Source organism: Mesorhizobium sp. M0522, from assembly GCF_040321085.1.
Lineage (GTDB): Bacteria > Pseudomonadota > Alphaproteobacteria > Rhizobiales > Rhizobiaceae > Mesorhizobium.
The window spans coordinates 58,575-85,068 of sequence record NZ_JAMYQW010000032.1; the positions used below are offsets into that span (position 1 = coordinate 58,575).

Genomic DNA, 26,494 nt, shown 5'->3' on the forward strand with positions numbered 1-26,494 from the left:
GATGGCGGTCTACACCGACGTCAACGAGGGCGAGCTCGGCGCATTCCTCAGGAACTATCCGGTCGGCGACCTCTTGTCCTACAAGGGCATCGCCGAAGGCACCGAAAACTCGAATTTTCTGCTGCACACCAGCAGCGGCTCCTACATACTGACGCTTTACGAGAAGCGCGTCGACAAGGCTGACCTGCCGTTCTTTCTCGGCCTTATGGCCCACCTCGCCAGAAAGGGCATTTCGTGCCCGCTCCCGGTCACCGCACATGATGGTGGTGTGATCGGAACACTTGCCGGCCGGCCGGCGGTCATCATCACCTTTCTCGAAGGCCTGTCGCTGAGGCGGCCGACGGCTGCGCATTGCGGCGAGGTCGGCAAGGCGCTGGCGGCACTGCATCTCGCCGGCGCGGATTTTCCGATGACCCGCCCCAACGCCCTTGCCATCGATGGCTGGCGCAAGCTGTGGAATGCCGCCCGCGCCCGCGCCGACGAGGTCGAGCCGGGACTGGCGGCCGAGGTCGATGCCGATTTCGCCGATTTCGAGCGGAACTGGCCGAACGGTCTGCCGCAAGGCATCATCCATGCCGATCTTTTCCCGGACAATGTGTTCTTCCTCGGCGAGAAACTGTCCGGGCTGATCGACTTCTATTTCGCCTGCAACGACCTCTACGCCTATGACGTTGCCACGTGCCTGAACGCCTGGTGCTTCGAGAAGGACTTTTCCTTCAATCTGACCAAGGGCACGGTGCTGCTTGCCGGCTACCAAAGCGTGCGGCCGTTGAGCAGTGAAGAGAAAGCTGCGCTGCCGATGCTGGCGCGCGGCTCTGCGCTGCGCTTCATGCTGACCCGGCTCTACGACTGGCTGACGGTCCCGGACGGCGGGCTGGTGATGAAACGCGACCCGACCGAGTATATCCGCCGGATGCGCTTCCACCGGGCGATCAACTCTCCTTCCGAATATGGACTGACATGACCAAGCGCGTTGAAATCTTCACCGATGGTGCCTGTTCGGGCAATCCCGGGCCTGGCGGCTGGGGCGCAATCCTGCGCTTCAACGGCGCAATCAAGGAGCTCCATGGTGGCGAGGCTCTGACCACCAACAACCGCATGGAGTTGTTGGCGGCCATCTCGGCGCTCAATGCGCTCAAGGAGCCTTGCGTCGTCGACCTTTATACCGACAGCAACTACGTCAAGGACGGCATTTTCGGCTGGATTGATGGCTGGAAACGCAACGGCTGGAAGACCGCCGCCCGGCAGCCGGTGAAGAATGCCGAGCTGTGGCAGCAGCTCGACGCGGCGCGTAACCGCCATCAGGTCACCTGGCATTGGGTCAAGGGCCATGCCGGCCATCCCGAGAACGAGCGCGCCGACGAATTGGCGCGGCTCGGCATGGCGCCATTCAAGACGAAGTCGGCGAAACCCGTGCTCGCGTCCGTGCCGCCGAAGGAAGGCACCCAGTCCAGGCAATCGGCGGCCAAGAAGGTTCGGCGCTCGACCCAGAGTTATTGATCCGGTTGAACTGGCGTGTCAGCGGATCAGAAGGGCGGTGCCGAACAGTCCGATGGCAAACACCGTATGCGACACAAGATTGAGGGCGCGGACCTGCATGGGATTGGGGCGCCTCGAAGCGGCCCAGCCGGCGCCCATGCCGGGCGCCAGCAGAAACCACCCGGCGCCGACAGTGACGATGCCGAGCATAAAAGCCGGCAGAAAGGTCGGCGCGGTGAGCCAGGCCGTTCCGGCCAGCACGACCAGCATGACGCCGTAGACAATGCCGACAGCATAATGAAAGGCCCAGCCAAGTACTGATTCATGCGCGTAGGGCGAGGCCTCGCCAATGTCGTCATGGAAGACCTTGCCTTCCCTGAGATGCCAGACCCAGCGGCCGACCAGCCCCCAGTTCGGTCGCGGTTGGGCAAAGGCCTTGTTCAGGAAAATCGCCCAGACATCCATAAGCGCGGTTGCGCCGATGCCGATCGCGACGCTGCGCCACAAGATGTCGGACATAATCGAGGTCCCCAAAAGCAAGCAGTCCCGAAGGGCCGACACATGGCCCCGAAAACCGGGTCGGCTTTCGGAAGGATCATGCGCCGATGCAAAAGTCAGCGTCCTTTGGACGTTGAGCGCTCGAAGGCGCCCTTTGCCGTCCCTGGCCTATGCTGTCGCCAGGACGGAAAGCTGTCCGAGAATGTGAGCAGCGCCGGATTCGTCGACGCCGGGCTTTGTCTCGACATTGAGCGCGGTGACCTTGCCGTCATCGACGATCATCGAAAAACGCCTCGAGCGCAGCCCCATGCCGCCGCCGGAGAGGTCGGCGTCGAGACCGACCGATTTGGCGAAATCGCCATTGCCATCGGCAAGATAAAGGATTTTGCCTTCACCGCCGCTGAAGCGGGCCCAGGCCCCCATGACGTGAACATCGTTGACCGAGACGACGGCGATAGTGTCGACGCCGCGCGCCAGGATGGCGTCGTAATTATCCAGGTAGCCCGGCAGATGATTGTTGCTGCAGGTCGGCGTGAAGGCGCCTGGAACGCCAAACAGCACGACCTTCTTTCCTGAGAATATCTCGCCCGTCGTGATCGGCCTTGCACCGTCGGCGGTCATTGTCTTGAAGGTCGCATCGGGCAGTTTATCGCCAACGGAGATCATCATGATGGTCCTCGCTTGAGAATGGAAAGGGAGTGTCCTTGCGATAGCGAACTAAAGCGCGCCCGGCAACCGTCCAGACGTTGGCATCACGGAAAAGGCAGCAGGCCTTCGACCGCGCCAGCGGCACTTGTCAGTGTGTAGTGCAGGCCGCCATCGGTTGGCGTTGTCGACGGCCTGTCGAGGATCGGCACAGTAAAGATCAGCTTGCCATCCTTTTCGCTGCGTGCCGGGGCACCGAACATGTAGTCGCGTTCGCCGGCAACGAAGAAGTCGGCGCCCTCGGGGCTGCCCGGAAAGCTCGCTTCGACAATCAGCGTTTCGTGGTCGCCCGGCAGTACGTTTATGCCGAAATCGGGCGTTGCCGTGGCGGGCAGGGTGGCAAGGCCTGCCTTGACCAGTGCCGCGTCCTCGGCGTTGTCCGGATCGGCGCCGGGATCGACGGTCAGCCTTGTCTGCACCGGGATGCAGATAGTTTCGCAAATGCCGAGGAAGATGTCCGCATCGATGACGGCCGGCTGGCCGGGCGCGGCAAGCGTGAACGTCACCGGCAACGAAACCGGGTGGTTGTAGCCGGCCCATTTGCCATAACCGTCATCGTGGCGCTGCGGCGGCGGAAACGAAAGCGTCGCGTCGGCAATGTTGGTGCTGGCCGAGACGTCGATCTGTGGCGGCACGCCCGCATCGCCCGGATCGCGCCAATAGGTCTTCCAGCCGGGCTTCAGCGCAATGTCGAGGACGCCCTGGAGACGCCCGGCCTCATCGGCCTTGCCGCTCGTCACCAGCCGCACCCTGCCGCCTTCGCTATTGTACCAGGCCGATGAGGAGGCTGAGGCGGGGAGGCCGGTCGCCGATCCAATGGCCACGCTAAGCAGCAGGATTTTCAAGCTTTGCATGCCGGTGATTTGATCGTCCGTTGATGGCGGCACAATGATTTCATGACGCCGCCGGCATCATATTTGCGTGACCTTCGATTTACGAGCCTGATCAAATCGGGCGCCGCCCATCTTTTCGACGCCCCGGAAACGCGTTACGCTGTGGCCATGGATTTGTTGCGCCATAAAAGGACGGCCGCAGGACCCGGCTTTCTCGACGACCAGTTCCTGATTGCCATGCCCGGCATGAAGGACGACCGCTTCACGCGCTCCGTCATCTACATTTGCGCGCACAGCGACGAAGGCGCGATGGGGCTGATCATCAACCAGACGCAGCAGATGCTGTTTCCGGACCTGCTCGTGCAACTCGGCATCATGAACGAGCTGGAGGCAATTCGCCTGCCGCCGCCGGCGCGCGACTTCGTCGTGCGCAATGGCGGACCGGTGGATCGTAGCCGCGGCTTCGTTCTGCATTCGGGCGACTACCGGGTGGAATCCTCGCTCGCCGTGTCCGACGATGTCTGTCTGACCGCGACCGTCGACATATTGCGCGCCATCTCCTCCGGCCGCGGACCCCGGCGGGCTCTGATGGCGCTCGGCTATGCCGGCTGGGGTGCGGGCCAGCTTGAAAACGAGATCGTCGAGAATGGCTGGCTGACTTGCCCGGCAAGTGCCGAGCTTCTGTTCGACGCCGACATCGATCGCAAATATGACCGGATCCTCGCCTCGATCGGCATCGATCTCGCGCATCTCAGCCTAGCTGCCGGTCACGCCTGAACTCATTACGTCCTGAAACTTGTCACGCTTGGGTCAACGGATACTGTTCCTTCAGCGTCTTCAGCACCTGGTCGCCCGGCATCGGCGCGCCGAACATGAAGCTCTGCACGTATTCGCAGCCCATCTGCCGCAACTCCAGCGCATCGCTCTCGTCCGAAATGCCTTCGGCAACGACCGACAGGCCGAGCTCATGTGCCATGTTGACCATTGATTTGAGCAGCACCGCGCGTTTCGGCGTCGCGTCGTCGACGAAGCTCTTGTCGATCTTGATGGTGTCGAACGGAAAGCGCGTCAGATAGGCCAGCGATGAATAGCCGGTGCCGAAATCATCCAGCGACAGGCCGATGCCAAGCTGCTTCAGCTTGGTCAGCACATGGGCGGTCTGCTCGGGATTGTCCATCACCAGCGATTCGGTGAGTTCAAGCCGGAAGCAGCGCGGTTTCAGATTGGCCCGTGCGATCACCGAGCGGACGTCGCTGACCAGGTCGCGGCGGATGAGCTGACGGCTGGACAAATTGACCGAGACCGACAGCGGCGCATCGCCGATCTGCTTTTGCCATCCCGCCAGGTCTTCGGCAGCCTGTTGCATGGCAAACAGGCCAAGCTGCACGATCAGGCCGCAGTTTTCGGCGACCGGAATGAAATCCGCCGGCGGGATCATGCCGCGACGCGGATGGTCCCAGCGCAGCAGCGCTTCGAAGCCTGCGACGCTGCCGTCCTCCAGCCGCACGATCGGCTGGTAGGCAAGCGTGAATTCGCGTCGTTCGATGGCGCGGCGCAGATCGGACTCGAACTGCAGCCGGTCGGTGCCGACGGTGCGGAAGGCGGGACGGAATGGCTCGATCCGGTCGCCGCCGAAGCGCTTGGCCTGATGCATGGCAAGCTCGGCATCCTTGACCATGTCCTCGGCCGAGGTCTGCGTGGCGGTCCAGGTGATCAGCCCGATCGAGGCCGTCAGCACGATCTCGCGCTTGGCGAAGGTGATCGGGTTGTTGATGGCGTGCTTGATGGCATCGGCAATGCCCGCGATGCGGGCCGGATCCTGCTCCGACAAAAGCATCAGCGCGAACTGGTCGCCGGCAAAGCGCGACAGCGAATCCTTCGGCTTGAGCAGTCGGTGCAGCCGCCGCGCGATAGTCAAAAGGATGGTATCGCCGGCCGAGATGCCGAGCCCGTCATTGACCTGCTTGAACCGGTCTATGTCGATGACGAAGACGGTCGGGCGCACCTTCTCTTCGGTGCGGGCAATCGAAATGATCGCCTCCAGCCGGTTCATGAACAGCTCGCGGTTGGGCAGGCCGGTCAGATTGTCGTGCACGGCGTCGTGCAGCAGCCGTTCCTCGGATTTCTTCTGCTCCGTCACGTCGACCATGGTGCCGACGCAGCGGATGACCTCGCCGTCCGAGCCGATCACCGGCCGGGCGCGCAATGAAAACCAGTGATAGTGCCCGTCGGCGCCGCGCAGGCGGAAGTTTTGCGACACCCGGCCGCGCCGGTGCTCGAGCACCACGTCGAGTGTCGTGCGAAACGTGTCGCGGTCGTCGGCATGCAGCACCGGCAGCCAGTTGCGGGCAGGGCCGCCGAGGCTGTTGGGGGCAAGACCGAGCTGAATGCTGACGTCGGGACGAGTGACGACGCGGTCGCGCAGCACGTCCCAGTCCCACACAGTATCGCCAGATCCGGCAACCGCCAGCGCCTGCCGCTCGAGATCGGAGAACAGGCCCTGATGCAGCGCGCCGCCGGCAAAAGCGTGCTGCATCACGGTGAAGCCGATCAGCAGGATGATGAGGATCAGCCCACCGCCCAGCGCCGGCTGGGCGATATCGTTGTCCAGCATGCCGGTGATTGCCATCCACGATCCGCATAGCCAGAGCAGAACCATCACCCAACTGGGCACCAGCATGATCGCGCGGTCGTAACCGCGGATACCGAGGAAGATGATCAGGCCGAGCCCGGTCAGCGCGGTGGCGGCGAAGGACAGCCTGGCAATGCCGGCGGCAACCGCCGGATCGATGATGGCGACACCGGCGATCAGCACCAGCCCGAGGATCCAGACCAGTGCGCCGTAGCTGAAATGGCCGTGCCACCGGTTGAGGTTGAGATAGGCAAACAGGAACACCACGAAGGTCGCCGCAAGCGCCACCTCCGTTCCGGCGCGCCACATCTGCTCATTGCCCGGTGAGATTTCTATGATCTTGTTGAGAAAGCCGAAATCGACGCAGATATAGGCAAGCACCGCCCACGCTAGGGCCGCCGTTGCCGGGAACATCGAGGTCCCCTTGACGACGAAAAGAATGGTCAGGAACAGCGCCAGCAGGCCGGCAATGCCGATGACGATGCCACGAAACAGCGTGTAGGAATTGACCGAATCCTTGTAGGATTCAGGGTCCCACAGATAGACCTGCGGCAGCTTGGGCGAGGCGAGCTCGGCGATGAAGGTAATCACCGTTCCCGGGTTCAACGTCACCCGGAACACGTCGGCGTCGGGGCTGGTCTGACGGTCGAGCGCAAAGCCTTCGCTGGGCGTGATCGCAGCGATACGGGTCGAGCCGAGATCCGGCCAGAACAGGCCGGAATTCACCAGCCGGAAATGCGGTGCGACAATCAGCCTGTCGAGCTGCTGGTCGGTGGTATTAGCGAGCGCGAACACCGCCCAGTCACCGGTCGAGCGCGCATCATTTGCCTCGACCTCGATGCGCCGCACGATGCCGTCCGGGCCTGGCGCGGTCGACACCTGAAAATTCTCGCCCTGGTTCCGGTAGATCAAGACGGCCCCCGAAAGATCGAGCGCAACGTCGTCGCGGGCGATCTTGATCGGTTCTACGGCAAAGGCCGAGGACGCCGCGCAGAGCGTGACGATTGCCGCCAGCATAAAGGCAAGCAGCGACCCGTTGCGCAGAAAATTCGTCAAAATCAGCCCTTTGTTCCAACGCCCGGCGGATCGTCCGCGATTCGGGCGTATAGGTAATGGTCCTGCCAGATGCCGTTGATCCTGAGATAGGATCGTAGCAGTCCTTCGCGCCGGAATCCGGCTTTTTCAAGCACGCGGATCGACCGGGCGTTATCGGGGATACAGGCAGCTTCGATCCGGTGCAATCGCAGCGTTTCGAAGGCGAAACGCGTCACCACTTTGACGGCATCGGTCATCAGGCCGCGTCCGCTGAAGCGCTCGCCGATCCAGTAGCCGATATGGCCGCTTTGGGCGACCCCGTGGCGGATATTGCCGAGGGTGATACCGCCGGCCAGCTTGCCGCTGCTTTTCTCGAAGATGAAGAAGGCGATCGCCGTCCCCTGCGCGTAGTCCTCGCGGTAGCGCCCGATACGATGCCGCCACGCCGTGCGGTCGAGTTCGTCAGGGGTCCATCGCGGCTCCCACGGCTCAAGAAAAGCGCGGCTTTCACTGCGCAGCACCGACCACTCGCGATAGTCGTTGGTCAGCGGTACGCGCAGCGTGACAAGCTCGCCCTTCAGTGCCGGCAGGTCGCGGCGAAAGAAAGGGAGCGCGAACACGACGCTCGAATAGGCTTAGACGGCAAGCTTACGGGCAGTGGTCTGCGTGCCCGAAAGCGAATCGAGGATCGCCTCATAGGGTGCGAGCGTACCCACCGGCCCGACGGCTGTAAGCGTCGGCTTGGTCGAAAAAAGCCGGGACGACAGATCCGTCAGCCGCTCGACAGTCAACGCCGCCAGGCGCTCCATCAGCTCTTCCTTGGCGATCGGCCTGCCGAACAGAAGCAACTGCCTGGCGATCTGCGAGGCGCGGCTGGCCGGGCTCTCGGCCGACATGATCAGCCCGGCGCGGTATTGGGCACGCGCCCGGTCAAGCTCCTCCTGCAGGATGTTTTCGCCGGCCTTTTGCAGCTCGTCGATGATCACAGGCACCAGCTCGGCAATATCGCTTTGTCCGGTCGCCGCATGGACCCCGAAGACGCCGGTGTCGGAAAAACCCCAATGGAAGGCATAGACCGAATAGCACAGGCCGCGTTTTTCGCGGACTTCCTGGAAAAGTCGCGACGACATGCCGCCGCCCAGGATCATCGACAGGACCTGGGAGGCATAGAAATCGCGGACGTGATAGGCGCGGCCCTCGAAACCCAGCACGATCTGGGCGTCCATCAGGTCGCGGTCCTCGCGAAAATCGCCGCCGACGTACTGCGCATATTGCGGGATGGTGCCGTCGGCCTTGCCGCGGAAGTTGCCGAGACGCTTTTCGACCTCCCGCACGAAATCGTCGTGCTTGATATCGCCGGCCGCCACCATCACCATGTTCTCGGCGCCGTACTGTCGTTCGATGAAGTCGTGCAGCTGCTTCGAAGTGAAGGATTTGACGGTTTCCGGCGTGCCAAGAATCGAGCGGCCGATAGTCTGGTGGCGGAAGGCGGTCTCGGTAAAGTGATCGAAAACGACGTCGTCGGGCGTATCGTGCGCGGCGCCGATCTCCTGCAGAATCACATGCTGCTCTCGTTCCAACTCCTGCGGATCGAATTCGGATTCCTGCAGGATGTCGGAAAGGATATCGACGGCCAGCGGCACGTCGTCGCTCAGAACCCTTGCATAATAGGAGGTCGTCTCGACGCTGGTGGCGGCATTGATCTCGCCGCCGACGTCCTCGATCTCCGAGGCAATCTCGAAGGCGCTTCGCCGCCTGGTGCCCTTGAAAGCCATGTGCTCGAGCAAGTGCGCCATTCCGTGCTCTTCGTCACGCTCGTTGCGTGCGCCCGACTTGACCCAGGCGCCAAGGGCAACAGATTCGAGGCTTGGAAGGGTTTCGGTGGCGACTGTCAGGCCGTTCGACAGACGGCTTACCTCAACACCCATATGGCAATTACTCCCTAACGCGCCGCCCGCGTGTGGCGGCCGAGATAATCTTCCACCATTTTCAGGTCGGATGGAAGTACCGTGTATTTTTCCTCGGCGCTCATCAACCCGCCTAGCCATGCAGGCAGGGCAGGCGACACGCCGCTGGCGGCTTCGACGGCGGCGGGAAACTTTGCCGGGTGCGCAGTGCCCAGCACCACCATCGGCACCTCACCCGCAGCCTTGCCGGCGGCCACATGCACGGCCGCGGCCGTATGCGGGTCGAGCAGATAGCCGCTCGCCGCAAGTGTGGTGCGGATGGTGGCGGCGACCTCGTCCATGGTGGCGCGGCCGGCGTCGAATTCGGAGCGGATCTTGGCGATTTCGCCGATGGTGAAGGCGCCGGACTGCTTGAGCCCGTTCATGTAGCGCCGCACGGTCGAGGCATCGCGGCCGGACGCTTCGAACAGCAAGCGTTCGAAGTTCGAAGACACCTGGATGTCCATCGAGGGCGACGTGGTCGAAAAGACCCCCTTCATGCGGTATTCGCCGGTCGCCAGCGTGCGCGCCAGAATATCGTTGTCGTTGGTGGCGATGATCAGCCGTTCGATCGGCAGCCCCATCTTCTTGGCGGCATAGCCGGCGAAGATGTCGCCGAAATTGCCGGTCGGCACGGTGAAGGAAACCGGCCTGTCGGGCGCGCCGAGCGACAGCGCGGAGGAGAAATAATAGACGATCTGGGCCATGATGCGGGCCCAGTTGATCGAGTTGACGCCGGACAGCGATACCCGGTCGCGAAAACCGTGGTCGTTAAACATGTCCTTTACCAGGCCCTGGCAGTCGTCGAAATTGCCTTCGATCGCCAACGCATGGACGTTTGCGGCGGTCGAGGTCGTCATCTGCCGCTGCTGTACCGGCGAGACGCGGCCGTGCGGGAAAAGCACGAAGATGTCGGTGCGGTTGCGCCCGGCAAAGGCATCGATGGCTGCCCCTCCGGTGTCGCCGGAGGTGGCACCGACAATGGTGGCGCGCTGGTCGCGCTCGGCCAGCACATGGTCCATCAGCCGCGCAAGAAGCTGCATCGCCACGTCCTTGAACGCGAGCGTCGGGCCGTGGAACAGCTCGAGCACGAAGCTGTTGGGCCCGGTCTGCACCAGCGGGCAGACGGCCTCATGGCGGAACGTCGCATAGGCTTCGCGCACCAGCCGTTCGAACACCGGCGCCGCGATCTCGCCGCCGAGGAACGGCGACAGCACACGGATGGCAAGATCGGGATAGGCAAGGCCGCGCATGGCGCGGATCTCGGCTGCGGAAAAATGCGGCCAGGCGCTCGGCAGGTAGAGCCCGCCGTCGCGCGCCAGTCCGGCCAGCACCGCGTCGGAAAATCCAAGCGCGGGCGCTTCCCCGCGGGTACTCACATATTGCATCGTCACGTTTCCATTGCTGCCGGGAATTTTCGCCCGCCGCGAGGTGGTGGATTTCTGCGCAGGCTCAGTCGCATTTTTGCCGCGCGGTTGATATACGTCACCGGCTTTGCGAGAGGGAAGTGCAGTTCATGGCGTTTCATTCATTCAACGGTCGTTTTGTCGCGGGTCTGGCGCTCGCCGGCTTTATGCTTGCCGCCGCAGGTTGCCAATCGAGCGACAATGGAATTCTCGGCTTCGGCAAAAAGGATGCGACACCGCCACCGCCACCCGATCCCAAGGTGCTTTCCAGCCAGCTGCAGGCCTATTGCCCGAAAGTGACGTTGCGTGACGGCACTGCCTTCTTCAATACCTACGCCAAGAGCGGTCCGAAGCCGAAGAAAAAAACCGATGTTGCCGCCGAGGAAGCCGCCCAGCCGGCAGCGGACGCGGCAGGCGCCGATCAGCCGGACGATTCCGCCAAGATCATCTATCAGGCTTCGATCACCGATGTGACCCGCGACTGCAGCCGCGCCAACAGCTCCTTGTCGATGAAGATAGCCGTCGCCGGCAAGGTCGTGCCTGGCCCGATGTTCACCCCCGGCACCATCACCATGCCGATCCGCATCGCGGTGATGCACGGCACCGAAGTTCTCTATTCGCAGCTTCACTCCTATCAGGTCCAGGTTACCGATCCTTCGAGTGCCACGCAGTTCGTCTTCACCGATTCCAACGTCGTCGTTCCGGAGCCGACGGCGAAGGACTACCAGGCATATGCCGGGTATGACGAGGGCGCTCCGAAAGTAGCGACAGACAAGCCGAGGAAGAAGAAAGCCGCCGCGACCAACTAAGCCGCTGCATTCGCGCCACGGCGGTTGGAGGCGGCCTCTCAGGCGTCCGCCGACCATTCCGACAGCGCGGCGATCACGCTTTTCAGTTCCGCCCAGCGGCGGATGACCGTTTCCGCGCCGGCCTCGGTCAGCGCATCGGCGTGGCCTGGATAGCTGTGCGCCGCGCCGGTGAAGCCGATGACGCGCATTCCCGCCGTCTTGGCGCCGGTGACGCCATGCACCGAATCCTCGATGACAAAGGTGTTCGCAGGATCGGCCTTGAGCTTTTCCGCGGCGAACCGAAACACGTCCGGAGCCGGCTTGGATTTCCCGGTCGGGGTTTCCAGCGAGGAAAAGATACGGCCGGCAAAGAACGGCAAAAGCTGCACCTTCTCCAGCATGAATTCGATTCGCTCCGAACGCGAATTCGAACAGACGCAGCGCGGCACTGCTACCGCGGCGACAGCCTCGTGCGCCCCGTCGATGGCACGCACGTCGCTGCGCAGCCGACGATCGACCAGCTGTTCCTCCTTGTCGATCAGCGAGGCCTGGAACGGGATCCGGGACTTTTCCTCGACCCGCATCATGATGTCCTTGAAAGTCAACCCGGCATAGACCTCGGAAATCTCCTCGGCCGATATCTCGTAGCCGGCCGAGGTCAACAGCTCGGCATCGATCCGCGCGGCGATGATTTCGGAATCGACGAGCACGCCGTCGCAATCGAAGATGACAAGGTCTGGCTGGGGCATGGTGATCCGGAAAGCGGGATGAGGGGAATGCCGAGGGGCCCTTTGGTCCAAACGGCTCAGGCGGCGCGGCATACACCAACAGGCCGGGCTTCGCAAATTCGGCGGGCTGCTTCACTGAATATTTACGCTGATCGGTAACCATAACGGACAGTAAACAGTAACGCGTGCCTTGGGTGTCACAATGTCTGCCGTGCGTCTTCTCGACGAGCTTTCCGATGCTCCCCAGCAATCCGAGTGGCTGGATACGATCCTGAAGGGCGACTGCGTCGCCGCGCTCGAACGGCTGCCGGAAAAGTCGATCGACGTGATCTTCGCCGATCCGCCCTATAATTTGCAGCTCGATGGCGATCTGCACCGGCCCGACCAATCCAAGGTCGATGCCGTCGACGACCATTGGGACCAGTTCGACAGTTTTGAGGCCTACGACGCCTTCACCCGGGCCTGGCTGCTGGCGGCGCGCCGTGTGTTGAAGCCCAACGGCACGATCTGGGTTATCGGCTCCTACCACAATATTTTCAGGGTCGGGGCAAAGATGCAGGACCTGGGCTTCTGGATCCTCAACGACGTCGTCTGGCGCAAGACCAATCCAATGCCCAATTTCCGTGGCCGCCGTTTCCAGAACGCGCATGAGACGATGATCTGGGCATCGCGCGACCAGAAGGGCAAGGGCTACACTTTCAATTACGAGGCGCTGAAGGCATCGAACGACGACGTCCAGATGCGCTCGGACTGGCTGTTTCCGATCTGCACCGGCGGCGAGCGCCTGAAGAACGACAATGGTGACAAATTGCATCCGACGCAGAAGCCGGAAGCGTTGCTTGCCCGCGTCATGACGGCATCGACCAGGCCGGGCGACATCGTGCTCGACCCGTTCTTCGGTTCAGGAACCACCGGGGCTGTGGCCAAGCGGCTTGGCCGCCACTTCGTCGGCATCGAGCGCGAACAAACCTATATCGATGCCGCCATGGAACGTATCGATGCGGTCCGGCCGCTGGAAGGCGCCAATTTGACGGTACTGACCGGCAAGCGGGCTGAGCCGCGCGTCGCATTCGTCACGCTTCTCGACAATGGCTTGGTGGCGCCAGGCGCCACGCTCTACGACGCCAAGAAGCGCTGGGCGGCAAAAGTGCGCGCCGACGGCACGCTGGCGATCGGCGACAGTGCCGGGTCGATCCACAAGATCGGCGCCGAGGTGCAGGGGCTGGACGCCTGCAACGGATGGACCTTCTGGCATTATGAGCGCAGCGGCGGCCTGACCCCGATCGACGAGCTTCGCCGCATCGCGCGCCTGGGCATGGAACGGGCAGGGGCCTGAAGCCCCTGAACTTTCGGCAAATCGCGTTAAAGCGACGTCTCAATCAGTCTTCCGAAGTGAATTCAAATCACACCTTGATCCCAAGCCGCTCAAGGTCTGCCTTAAGCGTCTGGGCGTCGGTGAACAGCACCGATTGCCAGCCGGCCGCCTTGGCGCCGTCGACGTTCTTCTGGCTGTCGTCGATGAACAGCGTCGCTGACGGTTCGAGGCTGAACGCGGCGACGTGGTGGTCATAGATGGCGCGATCCGGCTTGATCTGGCGGATGTCGCCGGAAACGGTGACGCCGCGCGGCCGATTGAGGAAATCGAAGCGCTCGCGGGCCTCGGCGAGCGTATCCGCAGCGAAATTGGTGAGCATCGTCACGTCATGGCCGCTGTCGATCAGGCCGATCATGATGGCGACGCTGTCCTCATAGGCGTGAGGCACCATCTCGTGCCAGTGCCGGCGGAAATTGCGGATATTTTCGGCGTGCTCGGGATATTGCGCGATCGCCAGCGCTTCGGCCTCTTCCCAACTGCGGCCGCGATCCTGCTCGATGTTCCAATCATGCGTGCAGACATTGTCGAAGAACCATTTCCGTTCGTCGGGATCGGGGATCAAGCGACTGAAGGGCAGGTCCGGATCATAGTGGATCAGCACTTTGCCGATGTCGAAAACGATGTGGCGGATTTCAGTCATTCTTCTCTCTTTCAACGCGGCCGCTGCTTTTTCGTCGCGCCCGGTATCGCCGCTTCGATTACCTTTTTCATGACGCTCGGCAGCGCTTCCCCGGAAATTTCATGGGCCAGCGACCAGAAATGCCCGACCGGGGCGGCACTGTCGGTCTCCGCCTTGAACACGTCGAGTTCAAGCGCAAAATGGGTGAAGATATGGCCGATGCGTCCGGCCTGCCGCCAGTTGCCGGGGAGCGGGGCCGCCGCTTCCGTGGTGGCGCCGTCGATGCGCGCCGTCCAGCCGGTCGTCGGCACCTCAGTCATGCCGCCGAGCAGGCCTTTGTCCGCGCGCTTGCGCAGAAGGATGGCGCCGTCGCCCCTGACGGCAACGAAGGCGGCACCGCGGCGTAAGGGTCTTTCGGCCTTGGGCAGGCGGACCGGAAAGCGTTCGGGGTCGCCCGAGATCGTGGCGCTGCAGTCCTCGCGAACGGGGCACAGCATGCAGCGGGGCCGGCGCGGCGTGCAGATCGTCGCGCCCAGGTCCATCATCGCCTGCGCGAAGTCGCCGGGCCTTGTCGGGGGAACCATGCGTTCGACCTGGCCGCGTATCTCGCCCTTGGCTTCGCCCAGCGGCGTGGCGATCGAAAACAGCCGTGAGACGACCCGTTCGACATTGCCGTCGACGACCGCGGCTGGTCGGTCGAAGGCGATCGCTGCGATCGCCGCCGCCGTATAGGCGCCGATGCCGGGCAGTTCCTTCAAGCCGGACTCGCTGTCCGGAAAGCGGCCGCCTTGCCGCGCGACGAGATCGGCACAGGCTTTGAGGTTACGGGCGCGGGAATAATAGCCGAGCCCGGCCCAGGCCTTCATGACGTCTTCGGTCGGTGCCGCCGCCAGCGCCTGGACCGTTGGCCATTTCTCTGCGAACGCCCGGAAATAGGATTTTACCGCCTCGACCGTGGTTTGCTGCAGCATCACCTCGGAAAGCCAGACCAGATAGGGATCGGGTCGCGCCCCGCCCGCCAGCGCGCGCGGCGAAACGCGCCAGGGCAGGTCGCGGTGATGCGCGTCGTACCAGCCAAGCAGCCGGGAGGCGATCTCGACATTGTCTCCGGATACGGCCTTGCGGGTCTGGTCGTGCAGTGCCATTGATCGTGGGTCGGCCCTAATCCATTGGTGCTGAAGCTGGAGAACGCACATGGCAGGGAAAAGGCCCTTCGGCAATCCCGTTCCGGTGAGCGATCTCGCAACCGAGATCCTCGACCCAGTGCTGCGCAAGCGGGCCGGTATGTCGGTCGGACTGGTCCAGTCATGGGAAGAAATTGCCGGGCCGCGACTTGCCGGCCGCTCGCGCCCGGAAAAGATCCAGTGGCCGCGCCGCATGCACGAGGACGATCCTTTCGAACCGGCGGTGCTGGTGATTGCCTGCGAGGGTGTGGCGGCGCTGCATCTGCAGCACGAGACCGGCGAGATCATCAACCGGGTCAATGCCTTCCTCGGTTTCAATGCGATCGGTCGGATCAGGATCGTGCAGAAGCCGGTAATGGCGGGCAAGGACAAGCCGAAACCCAGTTTGCGGCCGCTGACTGCGGCCGAGAAAGCGAAGCTGTCGGGCACCGTTGGTTTGATCGAGGACGGCGGGCTGCGCGCCTCGCTGGAGCGGCTTGGCGCCACCATTCTCGGTCAAAAGAAACCGTGATCTCGCGCTATCGTGATGGTATGCCCGGATTTGGCGATTGGAATAGGGGCGGTAATGCCTTAATTCGCGCCAACTCTCGCTTTTTGTAGACTTTGCATTGCAAAATCCAACTATTGCCAGGTGATTCGTATGATCCGTTCCTTGTCCCGCAGAAACCTTTTGACTTCGCTGGCCGCAATACCAGCGGTGGCGCTGCTTGCCGCCTGCAGCGACTCGGGCGAGAAAGCCGAGGCGCAGGATGTGAAGCCTGCGGCTCCGGAACCTGCGAAGCCGGCCGCTCCGGCCGCCGCGGCGGCGCCGGAGGCTCAGGGCACGGTCGACATGGCGGCACTGCTGAAGCCCGGCGCATTGCCCGACATGCAGCTCGGCAAGGACGATGCAAAGGTCACTATCGTCGAATATGCATCGATGACCTGCCCGCATTGCGCGCATTTCGCCGAGACCACTTTTCCGGAGCTGAAGACGAAATATATCGACACCGGCAAGGCCCGTTACATACTGCGCGAGTTTCCGTTCGATCCCAGCGCCGAGGCCGGTTTCATGCTGGCGCGCTGCTCCAAGGACAATTATTTCCCGATGGTCGACGTGCTGTTCAGGCAGCAGGCGAACTGGGTTGGTGTGAACAATACCAAGGACGCACTGCTGCAAATCGCCAAGCTTGCCGGTTTTACACAGGAGTCCTTCGAGGCCTGCTTGACGGACCAGAAACTTCTGGACGATGTGAGATCCGTCCAGAAGCGCGGCGCCGACGAATTCAAGGTCGATTCCACACCGACCTTTTTCATCAACGGAAAGACCTACAAAGGGGCGATGTCGATTGCGGAAATGTCGGCCATCATCGACCCTCTGCTCTGACGTTTCGGCAGCGCCGAAGCGGCGTAGCTTCGGCGTGCGCACTTCTTTGTCTTGCCGCGGGTTCTCCTTGCAAAACCGCGGCACAGTTTTGCGAAACTTGGCTATGGGCCGGCGCGAATGAAGTTCTCGCGCCTTCGCCTCCTCGGCTTCAAATCCTTCGTCGAACCCGGCGAGTTCGTCATCGAACGCGGTCTGACCGGCATCGTCGGGCCGAACGGCTGCGGCAAGTCGAACCTGGTCGAGGCGCTGCGCTGGGTCATGGGCGAAAGCTCCTACAAGAATATGCGTGCGTCCGGCATGGACGACGTCATCTTTTCCGGCTCGGGAACGCGTCCGGCCCGCAACACCGCCGAAGTCACGCTGTTCCTCGACAATAGCGACCGCACCGCGCCGTCCGCCTTCAACGACGCCGACGAATTGCAGGTCTCGCGCCGCATCGAGCGCGAGGCCGGCTCGCTCTACCGCATCAACGGCAAGGAGGCTCGCGCCAAGGACGTTCAGCTGCTGTTCGCTGACCAGTCGACCGGCGCCCGCTCGCCCTCGATGGTCGGCCAGGGCCGCATCGGCGAGCTGATCCAGGCAAAGCCGCAGGCGCGCCGCGCGCTGCTGGAGGAGGCGGCCGGCATTTCCGGCTTGCACACACGGCGCCACGAAGCCGAGCTGCGGCTGAAGGCGGCGGAACAGAACCTCGAAAGGCTGGACGACGTCGTCGGCGAGCTGGAGGGTCAGATCGAAAGCCTGAAACGCCAGGCCCGCCAGGCCTCGCGCTTCAAGAACCTGTCGGCCGACATCCGCAAGGCCGAAGCGACGCTGCTGCATCTGCGCTGGACGCTGGCCAAGACGCAGGAAGGCGAAGCGCGTTCGGCGCTGGCGATTGCCACCGCGCTGGTCGGCGACCGTGCCGCCGCCCAGATGGCTGCCGCCAGGGAACAAGGCATCAACGCCCACCGGCTGCCGGACCTGCGCGATGCGGAAGCCGCTGCCGCCGCCGCCTTCCAGCGTCTATCGATCGCCAAGGCGCAGATCGAGGAAGAGGCAGGCCGCATCCGCGCCCGCCAGGCTGAGCTCGACCGCCGACTGCAACAGCTCGATGGCGACCTTGCCCGCGAGGAGCGCATGGTCCGCGACAATGCGGATATCCTCGAACGCCTCGCCGCCGAAGAAGCCGCGCTCAACGCCGAAAACGCCGGCGCCGCCGAGCGCGAGGCCAGCACCCGCGCGGCTTTCGAGCAGGCGGCATCGACGCTTGCCTCGAGCGAGGCCAGGCTCGCCGCGCTGACCGCCGAACGGGCGGAGGCTGCCGCCTCGCGCAACCAGATCGAACGGACGCTGCGCGACACCGCTGAGCGCCGCGACCGCTTTGCCCGCCAGCTTGCCGATGTCGACCGCGAACTGTCGGAGATCGTCTCCAGGGTCGCCGGCCTGCCCGATCCCGCCGAGAAGCGGCTGCTGGTCGATCAGGCGCTGACGCTGCTCGAAGAGGCTGAGGCAGCCGCCATTGCCGCCGAACAGGCGGTCGCCGAGGCGCGTGCAGGCGAAAATGCTGCCCGCCCACCGGTTCAGGACGCAAAGGCCGAGCTGGCGCGGATCGAAACCGAGGCCCGCACGCTGGCCAAGATCCTCAACGCCGCCAGCGGCGATCTATTTCCCTCGGTGCTGGAGCAGATCAGCGTCGAGCGCGGCTACGAGACGGCGCTGGGTGCCGCGCTTGGCGAAGATCTCGACGTGCCGCTCGACCGCAGTGCGCCGGTGCATTGGGGCCAGAGCGAAATCCAGCCTGCCGACGCCGCATTGCCCGAAGGCATAAGGAGCCTCGCCAGCGTTGTGCGTGCGCCGGCACAGCTGGCCCGCAGGCTGGCCCAGATCGGCATTGTCGAAGCCGCCGACGGAAGACGGCTGCAGACGCTGCTTGCTCCCGGTCAACGGCTGGTCAGCCGCGAAGGCGCGCTCTGGCGTTGGGACGGCTTCACCGCCAGCGCCGATGCCCCGACCGCCGCCGCGCAGCGGCTGGCGCAGAAAAACCGGCTGGCCGAGCTCGATGCCGAAGCAGTCCATGCCACGCGCACCCTGCGCGAAGCTGAACAAGCCCTTGCCCAGGCCGAACAGGCGCTTGCCCAGGCGAGCGAGGCCGAACGCAACGCCCGACAGGCCGGGCGCGACGCCCAGCACGGGCTCGACGCTGCCCGCAATACGCTGGCCGAGGCCGAAAAAGCCGGCGGCGAGCTGTCGAGCCGGCGTGCAGCACTTGACGAGGCGCGCGCACGCATTGTCGACAGCCATGAGGAAACGGCGGCGGCATTCGTCGAGGCGGAAATGCTGCTGCAGGACGCGCCCGATCTCGGCGATCTGCAATTGCAGCTCGAGCAGTCGGCCGCCAACGTCGCCCGCGACCGCGCCGCCCTTGCCGATGCGCGTGCCGTTCACGAGGGCCTGAGGCGGGAAGCCGAGGCACGTGCGCGCCGGCTCGACGCCATCGGCGTTGAACGGCGCAACTGGGTCGAGCGCGCCGAAAACGCCTCGACGCAGATCGCGGCGCTCAGCGAACGCAAAGCAGAGGCCGAGGCCGAGCGCGAGCAACTGGCCGACGCCCCCCACGAGATCGACGCCAAGCGGCGTGCCTTGCTGTCGCAGCTCGCGGAGGCCGAAAGCCTGCGCAAGGCAGCGGGCGACCGCTTGCAGGAAGCGGAGAACCGGCAGTCCGAGCTGGACAAGGCTGCGACTGCTGCCATCCAGTCGCTGGCCGAGGCGCGCGAATCCCGCGTTCGCGCCGAAGAGCGGCTGACCGCCGCCGACGAGCGTCGGCTAGAAGTCGAGGCGCGCATCCAGGAAACGCTGAACACGCCGCCGCATCTGGTGATCCGCCACACCGGCCTCGAACCCGACAGCCCGATGCCCGAAATGGCCGAGATCGAGCGTCAGCTCGACCGGCTGAAGGTCGAACGCGAACGGCTCGGTGCCGTCAATCTGCGCGCCGAGGAAGAGCAGAAGGAACTGTCGGACCGGCTGGAGACCATCGTCTCCGAGCGCGACGACATCATCGAGGCGATCCGGAAGCTGCGGCAGGCGATCCATAGCCTGAACCGTGAAGGCCGCGAGCGGCTGCTCGCCGCCTTCGAGGTGGTCAACGGCCATTTTCAACGGCTGTTTTCGCACCTGTTCGGCGGCGGCACCGCCGAGCTGCAATTGATCGAGTCCGACGATCCGCTCGAAGCAGGGCTTGAGATCCTGGCGCGACCGCCCGGTAAGAAGCCGCAGACGATGACGCTGCTGTCCGGCGGCGAGCAGGCATTGACCGCGATGTCGCTGATCTTCGCCGTGTTCCTGACCAACCCGGCGCCGATCTGCGTGCTCGACGAAGTCGACGCGCCGCTCGACGACCACAATGTCGAGCGTTTCTGCAATCTGATGGACGAAATGGCCGCAACCACCGAAACGCGCTTCGTCATCATCACACACAACCCGATCACCATGGCGCGCATGGACCGGCTGTTTGGGGTGACCATGGCCGAGCAAGGCGTCAGCCAACTGGTGTCGGTTGACCTGCAGGCGGCCGAAGCCATGCGCGAGGCAAGCTGACGCATCAGCTTAATGGTAGTCTCCACCTCGGCTTTCGACTATAGCACGACAAAATGGGCCGGATCTGCCGCTCCAGATACCGGCCCGGCTATGCGCGTGGAGAAGCTTGTTGCCTATACTTGTCACCGGAGCCGCGGGGTTCATTGGCAGCCACGTTTGCCACCATCTGCTCGACCGGGGAGAAGCGGTCGTCGGCGTCGACAACATGAACGACTATTACGACCTGGCGCTCAAAAAGGGGCGGCTTGCCCGCCTTCTGCCCCATAAGGATTTTTCGTTCCACCAGATCGATATTGCCGAACAGGGCGCGCTTGCAGCCGCTTTGGCCGGGCAAGGGATCGTTAGGATCGTGCACCTTGCCGCGCAGGCGGGCGTGCGCCACTCACTCGACAATCCGCGGCTCTATATCCGCTCCAATGTCATGGGCCACCTCGAAGTGCTCGAATTCTGTCGCGCCGAACCGGCATTCGAGCATCTGGTCTATGCCTCGTCGAGTTCGGTGTATGGCGGCAACCGCAGCGTGCCGTTCAGCGAAGCCGATCAGGTCGACAAGCCCGTTTCGCTTTACGCTGCCACCAAGAAAACCGATGAGTTGATGAGCCACACCTACGCCCATCTGTTCGGCATACCGCAGACCGGCCTGCGGTTTTTCACGGTCTACGGTCCCTGGGGCCGTCCCGACATGGCCTATTGGATGTTCACCCAGGCGATGCTCGAGGGCAAGCCGATCCGGGTCTTCAACAATGGCGAAATGTGGCGCGATTTCACCTACATAGACGACGTTGTGAAGGCGGTTGTCGCCGTGCTCGACAAGCCGCCGGCGGCTGACGTTCCGCCGAACAGGCTCTACAATGTCGGCAACAACCGGCCGGTGCGTCTGGGCGACTTCATCGACATTCTGGAAAGGCTGCTCGAGGTCAAGGCAATCCGCCACAACGAGCCGATGCAGGCGAGCGACGTCGAGAAGACTTACGCCGACATGACCGCGCTGGAGCGGAATTTCGGCTTCAGGCCTAGCGTTTCGATAGAGGACGGGCTGAAGAAGTTTGTTGACTGGTACCGGCCGTACTCGAAGCAGTGATTTGCATCGCTCGCCGTGACGCCCTCAAGCGTGACACCTGGAGTGGGGCGCAAGTCGGTCCGCAAAAACATCATTTTGTCCTAACATCCTGTTAACCACATGCTCGCTGAAAAGTATCCGATTAACCTTTGAGGCGCTTATGACCGCTATGTTTCGTGGCTTGCTGTTCAGTATGAGCTGTGTGGATGTGCGGATTCGGGGGCTATTTCGGTTCAGTCCGGGATGCGGAAGCTTTGCTTGCGCGCATGACGTCTGCGATCGCCCATCGCGGGCCGGATGAACAAGGGAAATTCGTAGCGCCCGAGGCTGGACTTGGGCATGCGCGGCTGTCGGTGATTGGAATTGGTGATGGCCAGCAGCCGATGTCCGACGAAACCGGCAATTTGACGATTGCGTTCAACGGCGAGATCTTCAACTACGTGGAATTGCGCGAAGGGCTGCTGGCCAAGGGCCGACGCTTTCGCACGTCGAGCGATACCGAAGTTCTCCTGCAGCTGTATGACGAGATGGGCGAAGACTGCCTGTCGCTCCTGAACGGTGATTTCGCCTTCGCGATTTGGGATAACCGGCGGCGGCGGATGGTGCTTGCAAGAGACCGCATGGGTGTTCGGCCGCTGTTCTACACCAGCAAGGACGGGGTGCTCTACTTTGCGTCGGAGATAAAGGCCCTGCTGAAGGTACCCGGCGTCTCGGCCGAAATCGATCCGATTGCACTCGACCAGATCTTTACGCTGTGGGCGCCGATCGCTCCACGCACGGCTTTCCGCAACATCCACGAGCTGGAGCCGGCAAGCGTGATGATCGCGACACAGGGGCAAGTCACGGTCAAACCATATTGGCACCTAGACTACCCGTATCCGGATACGCCATCGAAGATCACCAATGAGGACGACGCGGCCGAGGAACTGCAGGCCCTGTTGACCGACGCGGTGAGGCTTCGCATGCGCGCCGACGTGCCGGTCGGTTCTTACCTTTCGGGCGGGCTCGATTCATCCCTCGTTTCGGCACTCGCGGCCGGCATGACTCCTCTTAAGCTGCAGACATTTTCCGTGACGTTCGACAGCACCGAGCATGACGAAAGCGCCTTCCAGACCGAAATGGCGTCGGCAATTAGCACGCAGCATCGAACCATCGCCTGCCGTGCCGGCGATATCGCCGGTGTGTTTCCCGAAGTGATCCGCTTTACCGAGCGGCCGATCATCCGCACCGCCCCGGCCCCCCTCTATCAATTGTCTGGCCTCGTTCGCCAGGCCGGTTTGAAAGTGGTGCTGACAGGCGAAGGCGCCGACGAGGTCTTTGCCGGTTATGATGTCTTCAAGGAAGCGCGGGTTCGCCGTTTCTGCGCGCGACAGCCGGCATCGCGCATAAGGCCACAACTGTTCCGCAAGCTTTATCCCTATCTGCCGGGCCTGCAACAGCAGTCCGTGGAGTACCTGGCTGCGTTCTTCGGAACCGGCAGCGCTGCCCTGGACGATCCGCTGTTCTCGCATCGGCCGCGTTTCAAGACCACATCAGCCGCGAAGATGTTCTTTTCCGGTGACCTGCGCGCGACATTGAAGGGGTATGACGCAGCCGAGGACCTGGCCAGCCGGTTGCCTGAGGCATTTTCCCGGTGGCATCCGCTGCATCAGGCGCAATATCTCGAAACCCGCTTTCTCCTGCCAGGCTACATCCTCTCCAGCCAGGGCGATCGCATGGCCATGGCGCACGGTATCGAAGGGCGTTTCCCCTTCCTTGACCATCGCTTGGTAGAGTTTGCGGCCAGACTTCCGCCGGAGATGAAGCTGAAGGGACTGGGGGAAAAACACATATTGCGCCAAGCTGCCAAGCACCTGCTTCCGACGGCCATCCGCGAGCGCACCAAACAGCCTTACCGGGCACCGGAAGCCCGCTCCTTCGTTGGAGCGGGAGAACTGGACTACGTACGCGACTCACTGAGCGAGGCGAGCATCGCCGCCGGAGGACTATTCAACGCCAAGGCGGTGGCGAACCTGCACGAGAAATGCCGCTTGCAGCCAGCGTCCGGATTCCGCGACAATGCGGCTTTCGTCGGCATTTTGTCGACGCAACTGTGGCAGAAGATTTTCACTGGCGAAAAGGTCGGTGCAGCACGAGCGGCCTGAGAAATCGAGGGAATGAAAAATCATGGTAGCAATCAAGGACAAGGTCAAAACCTTTATCGTCGACAACTTCCTGTTCGGGGACACGTCCTACGAGCTTGCAGACTCCGTATCACTGATCGAGAACGGCATCATCGACTCGACGGCCGTGTTGGAGCTCGTGGCATTCATAGAGGATGATTTCGGCATAGCGATGGTCGATGCCGACATCGTACCGGCCAATCTGGATTCGATTGACCGCATCTCAGCCTTCATCAAGGCAAAGGCAGAAGCGCTGGCAGCGTAGGCGCCATCGGCGAGGAGGGTCCGTGCGGATCGAACATTTTCTGACGGCGAAGGCCGCTGCCCATCCAGCCAAAACGGCATTGATCACCGAGCACAAAAGGCTGTGCTATGAAGAGCTGGACGATCTTTCGAGCCGTCTGGCCGCCGCCCTTTTCATGAATGGCGTCAGTCGCGACGACCGGGTCCTGATCTTCATGGACAATTGCTGGGAGGCTGCGGTTTCGATTTTCGCAGTTCTTAAAGCAGGCGCGACTTTCAGTCCGATCAATGCATCCACCAAGGCCGAAAAGCTGGCCTACATCATCGCCGATTGCGACGCAGCTGCGATCCTCACGCAAGCAAAACTGATGCCCGTGGTCGCCGAGGCGTGCGGATCGTCCGGCAAGACGTCCTCCGGCAAGACCGGCATCTTCGTGGCCTCCACCGTTGCTGCCGATAACCAATGCCCGGCAGGGGCCACATCCCTGGCGGATTGCTTGACGCTCCAAGCCAGGGAGATTGACCACCGCGGCGTTGACGTCGATCTTGCGATGTTGATCTACACCTCGGGCTCGACCGGCCGGCCCAAGGGCGTGATGATGACGCACCGCAATTGCGACGCGGCGGCGGGCTCCATCATCACTTATCTGCGCAACTCGCCCGACGACATCATCTTGAATGTTCTGCCCCTCGCTTTCGACTACGGCCTCTATCAGTTGCTGATGGCTGTCAGGCTCGGCGCCACGCTCGTGCTCGAGAAGTCCTTCGCTTTTCCCCAGGCGGTCTTTGAACGCATCCGCCAGGAAGGCGTCACCGGGCTTCCGCTCGTGCCCACGATGGCAGCGATGATCCTGCAGATGCGTGATCTGGCGCCGGGCTTCCTGCCCAGCCTTCGCTATATTTCCAACACGGCGGCTGCCTTGCCGACGGCTCACATAGAACGCTTGCGGTTCCTTTTTCCCGGAGTCAGGCTCTATTCGATGTATGGCCTGACGGAATGCAAGCGCTGCACCTATCTGCCGCCCGAGGAGCTCGACCGCCGGCCGGGGTCGGTCGGAATAGCCATTCCAAACACCGAAGCCTTTATCGTCGACGACCACGGGCAACGAGTGCCGCCGGGCATAGCAGGTGAATTGGTCATTCGCGGGCCGCACGTCATGCAGGGTTATTGGCGAAACGAAGCTGCGACGGAACAAACCCTGCGCCCAGGCCCGAACCCTTGGGAGAAGGTTCTCTACACCGGCGATCTGTTCAGGGCCGATGAGGACGGCTTTCTCTATTTCGTCGGCCGCAAGGACGACATCATAAAGACACGGGGAGAGAAGGTGGCGCCCAAGGAAGTGGAAGCCGTGCTTCACGCTCATCCGGGCATCGCGGAAGCGGTTGTCTTCGGCGTGCCGGATCCTGTGCTTGGGCATGCGATCGGCGCATGTGTCGTACGGTCCGACCCAGCGCTTGGCGAAAAAGATGTCGTTCGTCACTGTGCACGTCATCTTGAGGACTTCATGGTGCCCAAGATCGTCGAGTTTCGCCGCGAGCTGCCGAAGACCGATACCGGCAAGGTCAGCCGTCGGCTTGCGGCAGAGATGATGGAGGCCGCGCAATGAATGTTCGCCCGACCGAGGATGCGCGGACCTTTGTGGCGAAGGCTCTGGCGATCGACCCAGCCGCTGAAACGGACCGTATCGTAACGGCCTTGCGCCAGCAGTTGCGCGAGCTCCGCAAGCGGGGCCTTGTGCTCGGTCTTTCGGGCGGGATCGATTCGAGCGTGTCGGTCGCGTTGGCCGCACGTGCCGTCGGTCCGCGGAATGTGCTTTGCCTGTTCATGCCGGAAAGCGATTCTGATCCCGAAAGCCTGCGGCTCGGCCGCCTCGTCGCCGAAACTTTTGGTGTCGAGGCTGTGACGGAGGATATCGGGCCGGCCTTGCGCGCGATGGGCTGCTACCAGCGCCGCGACGCCTTCATCCGCGAATTGGTCCCGGAATACGGCGAAGGCTGGGCCTCGAAGATCGTGATCGCGAACGCGCTCGAGGGCCAAGGCTATAATATCTCGTCGCTGGTGGTGCAGGATCCCGAAGGCAAGCAGACGAAACTGAGAATGCCGTTGCCTGTCTATCTCGGCGTCGTCGCCGCTACCAATATGAAGCAGCGCACCCGCAAGCAGATCGAATACTATCATGCTGATCGTCTGAACTTCGCCGTTCTTGGAACACCGAACCGGCTGGAATATGATCAGGGATTCTTCGTGAAGAACGGTGACGGCGCCGCGGACGTGAAGCCGATCGCCCACCTCTATAAAACGCAGGTCTATGCGCTGGCGCCCCATCTCGGTGTTCCGGAGGAAATCCGGAACCGGCCGCCGACCACCGATACCTACTCGCTGGCGCAGACACAGGAGGAGTTCTATTTCTCGCTTCCATATGACCGTATGGATATTTGCCTTTACGGTCTCAACAACGGCATGGCGGCCGAAGTGGTGGGGCAGGCGGCGGGGTTGGCCGCCTCACAAGTGGAACGCGTCTGGGCCGATATCATCGCCAAGCGCAAGGCGACGCGTTATCTGCACCAGCGTCCGCAACTCGTCGAGGAAGTCGAAGAACTCGGTACCTGACCTGCTTCGAGACCGGCCACGTCCCAAAAAGCGCCTTAGGGTCAAAACTCAATCAGCAGGCTGCCGCCAATGGCCGAGATGGGCGGGAAGTTGCCGTTCGTCTCATCTGCCAGACGAGCACGTTGCGCCAGTGAACGAACCCGCTCGCGGGAGGGGCGCGGGGTTGAGGCGTGAGCTTCGTTGGCAGCGTCGGTGAGGCTTTAATCGATCAGGGGTGACGGACGGCCATCGGCCTCCGAGCATGAAGT

General features: G+C 62.8%; 23 protein-coding genes. 13 read left to right on the forward strand and 10 right to left on the reverse strand.

Going from position 1 to position 26,494, the window contains the following annotated elements:
* Position 1 precedes the first annotated feature (1 nt).
* Together NKI58_RS27005 and rnhA are read left to right on the forward strand one after the other, a co-directional pair.
* Positions 2–964: a homoserine kinase gene (locus NKI58_RS27005; protein ID WP_352622963.1), complete on the forward strand. Its 963-nt coding sequence runs from the start codon at positions 2–4 to the stop codon at positions 962–964.
* Positions 961–1,500: a ribonuclease HI gene (gene rnhA / locus NKI58_RS27010; RefSeq protein WP_352476676.1), complete on the forward strand. Its 540-nt coding sequence runs from the start codon at positions 961–963 to the stop codon at positions 1,498–1,500. The genes NKI58_RS27005 and rnhA overlap by 4 nt, the downstream gene beginning before the upstream one ends.
* 18 nt (positions 1,501–1,518) lie before the next feature.
* Here rnhA and NKI58_RS27015 read toward each other — a convergent pair whose 3' ends face one another.
* The 3 genes from NKI58_RS27015 to NKI58_RS27025 all read right to left on the reverse strand — a co-directional run bounded on the left by NKI58_RS27015 (position 1,519) and on the right by NKI58_RS27025 (position 3,536).
* Positions 1,519–1,998: a DUF2938 domain-containing protein gene (locus NKI58_RS27015; RefSeq protein WP_352622962.1), complete on the reverse strand. Its 480-nt coding sequence runs from the start codon at positions 1,996–1,998 to the stop codon at positions 1,519–1,521.
* Between the two features lie 147 nt (positions 1,999–2,145).
* Complete coding sequence (locus NKI58_RS27020) at positions 2,146–2,646, reverse strand: peroxiredoxin (protein WP_352853961.1); 501 nt, start codon at positions 2,644–2,646, stop codon at positions 2,146–2,148.
* Between the two features lie 83 nt (positions 2,647–2,729).
* Positions 2,730–3,536 (reverse strand): protein-disulfide reductase DsbD domain-containing protein, encoded by an 807-nt coding sequence (locus tag NKI58_RS27025; protein ID WP_352622960.1) that lies wholly within the window; start codon positions 3,534–3,536, stop codon positions 2,730–2,732.
* A 147-nt stretch (positions 3,537–3,683) separates the two neighbouring features.
* On the opposite strand from NKI58_RS27025, the gene NKI58_RS27030 reads away from it, so the two are divergent.
* Positions 3,684–4,292, forward strand: a complete 609-nt coding sequence (locus tag NKI58_RS27030) for a YqgE/AlgH family protein (protein WP_031211061.1) — start codon at positions 3,684–3,686, stop codon at positions 4,290–4,292.
* A gap of 22 nt (positions 4,293–4,314) precedes the next feature.
* Here NKI58_RS27030 and NKI58_RS27035 read toward each other — a convergent pair whose 3' ends face one another.
* Genes NKI58_RS27035 through thrC form a run of 4 tightly spaced genes read right to left on the reverse strand, consistent with a single transcriptional unit; the run spans position 4,315 to position 10,516 of the window.
* Positions 4,315–7,203, reverse strand: coding sequence for an EAL domain-containing protein (locus NKI58_RS27035; protein WP_352449874.1), 2,889 nt, complete (start codon positions 7,201–7,203; stop codon positions 4,315–4,317).
* Between the two features lie 2 nt (positions 7,204–7,205).
* The gene (locus NKI58_RS27040) at positions 7,206–7,802 is read right to left on the reverse strand and encodes a GNAT family N-acetyltransferase (protein WP_352449873.1); all 597 of its coding nucleotides are present in this window, start codon (positions 7,800–7,802) and stop codon (positions 7,206–7,208) included.
* Positions 7,803–7,817: 15 nt separating this feature from the next.
* Complete coding sequence (locus tag NKI58_RS27045) at positions 7,818–9,110, reverse strand: M16 family metallopeptidase (protein WP_352788285.1); 1,293 nt, start codon at positions 9,108–9,110, stop codon at positions 7,818–7,820.
* A gap of 14 nt (positions 9,111–9,124) precedes the next feature.
* Complete coding sequence (thrC, locus tag NKI58_RS27050) at positions 9,125–10,516, reverse strand: threonine synthase (protein WP_352578599.1); 1,392 nt, start codon at positions 10,514–10,516, stop codon at positions 9,125–9,127.
* 128 nt (positions 10,517–10,644) lie between these two features.
* On the opposite strand from thrC, the gene NKI58_RS27055 reads away from it, so the two are divergent.
* Positions 10,645–11,343, forward strand: a complete 699-nt coding sequence (locus NKI58_RS27055) for a hypothetical protein (protein ID WP_352578598.1) — start codon at positions 10,645–10,647, stop codon at positions 11,341–11,343.
* Between the two features lie 38 nt (positions 11,344–11,381).
* Here NKI58_RS27055 and NKI58_RS27060 read toward each other — a convergent pair whose 3' ends face one another.
* Positions 11,382–12,071 carry an HAD family hydrolase gene (locus tag NKI58_RS27060; protein WP_023674153.1) on the reverse strand — a complete coding sequence of 230 codons (690 nt, stop codon included), beginning with the start codon at positions 12,069–12,071 and terminating at the stop codon, positions 11,382–11,384.
* Between the two features lie 181 nt (positions 12,072–12,252).
* Here NKI58_RS27060 and NKI58_RS27065 point away from each other — a divergent pair, with 181 nt between their 5' ends.
* Complete coding sequence (locus NKI58_RS27065; protein ID WP_023674154.1) at positions 12,253–13,386, forward strand: site-specific DNA-methyltransferase; 1,134 nt, start codon at positions 12,253–12,255, stop codon at positions 13,384–13,386.
* 67 nt (positions 13,387–13,453) lie between these two features.
* Here NKI58_RS27065 and NKI58_RS27070 read toward each other — a convergent pair whose 3' ends face one another.
* Positions 13,454–14,065 carry an HAD family hydrolase gene (locus NKI58_RS27070; protein ID WP_352788280.1) on the reverse strand — a complete coding sequence of 204 codons (612 nt, stop codon included), beginning with the start codon at positions 14,063–14,065 and terminating at the stop codon, positions 13,454–13,456.
* 11 nt (positions 14,066–14,076) lie between these two features.
* Entirely contained in the window at positions 14,077–15,189 is a 1,113-nt protein-coding gene (gene mutY, locus NKI58_RS27075; protein ID WP_352578595.1) for an A/G-specific adenine glycosylase, read from the reverse strand.
* Positions 15,190–15,238: 49 nt separating this feature from the next.
* Between mutY and NKI58_RS27080 the strand changes: the two genes are divergently transcribed.
* The 8 genes from NKI58_RS27080 to nadE all read left to right on the forward strand — a co-directional run bounded on the left by NKI58_RS27080 (position 15,239) and on the right by nadE (position 26,246).
* Positions 15,239–15,739 (forward strand): DUF721 domain-containing protein, encoded by a 501-nt coding sequence (locus tag NKI58_RS27080; RefSeq protein ID WP_352578594.1) that lies wholly within the window; start codon positions 15,239–15,241, stop codon positions 15,737–15,739.
* Between the two features lie 129 nt (positions 15,740–15,868).
* Positions 15,869–16,594, forward strand: coding sequence for a DsbA family protein (locus tag NKI58_RS27085; protein ID WP_023674158.1), 726 nt, complete (start codon positions 15,869–15,871; stop codon positions 16,592–16,594).
* Positions 16,595–16,711: 117 nt separating this feature from the next.
* Positions 16,712–20,170 (forward strand): chromosome segregation protein SMC, encoded by a 3,459-nt coding sequence (gene smc, locus NKI58_RS27090; RefSeq protein WP_352578593.1) that lies wholly within the window; start codon positions 16,712–16,714, stop codon positions 20,168–20,170.
* A gap of 109 nt (positions 20,171–20,279) precedes the next feature.
* Complete coding sequence (locus tag NKI58_RS27095) at positions 20,280–21,251, forward strand: NAD-dependent epimerase/dehydratase family protein (RefSeq protein WP_352455763.1); 972 nt, start codon at positions 20,280–20,282, stop codon at positions 21,249–21,251.
* 185 nt (positions 21,252–21,436) lie between these two features.
* Positions 21,437–23,374, forward strand: a complete 1,938-nt coding sequence (gene asnB, locus NKI58_RS27100; protein WP_352788272.1) for an asparagine synthase (glutamine-hydrolyzing) — start codon at positions 21,437–21,439, stop codon at positions 23,372–23,374.
* Between the two features lie 19 nt (positions 23,375–23,393).
* Positions 23,394–23,657: an acyl carrier protein gene (locus tag NKI58_RS27105; RefSeq protein WP_352449958.1), complete on the forward strand. Its 264-nt coding sequence runs from the start codon at positions 23,394–23,396 to the stop codon at positions 23,655–23,657.
* 22 nt (positions 23,658–23,679) lie between these two features.
* Positions 23,680–25,242, forward strand: coding sequence for a class I adenylate-forming enzyme family protein (locus NKI58_RS27110; protein ID WP_352788270.1), 1,563 nt, complete (start codon positions 23,680–23,682; stop codon positions 25,240–25,242).
* Positions 25,239–26,246, forward strand: a complete 1,008-nt coding sequence (gene nadE / locus NKI58_RS27115) for an NAD(+) synthase (protein ID WP_352708219.1) — start codon at positions 25,239–25,241, stop codon at positions 26,244–26,246. Before NKI58_RS27110 ends, nadE begins: the two co-directional genes overlap by 4 nt.
* Positions 26,247–26,494 lie beyond the last annotated feature (248 nt).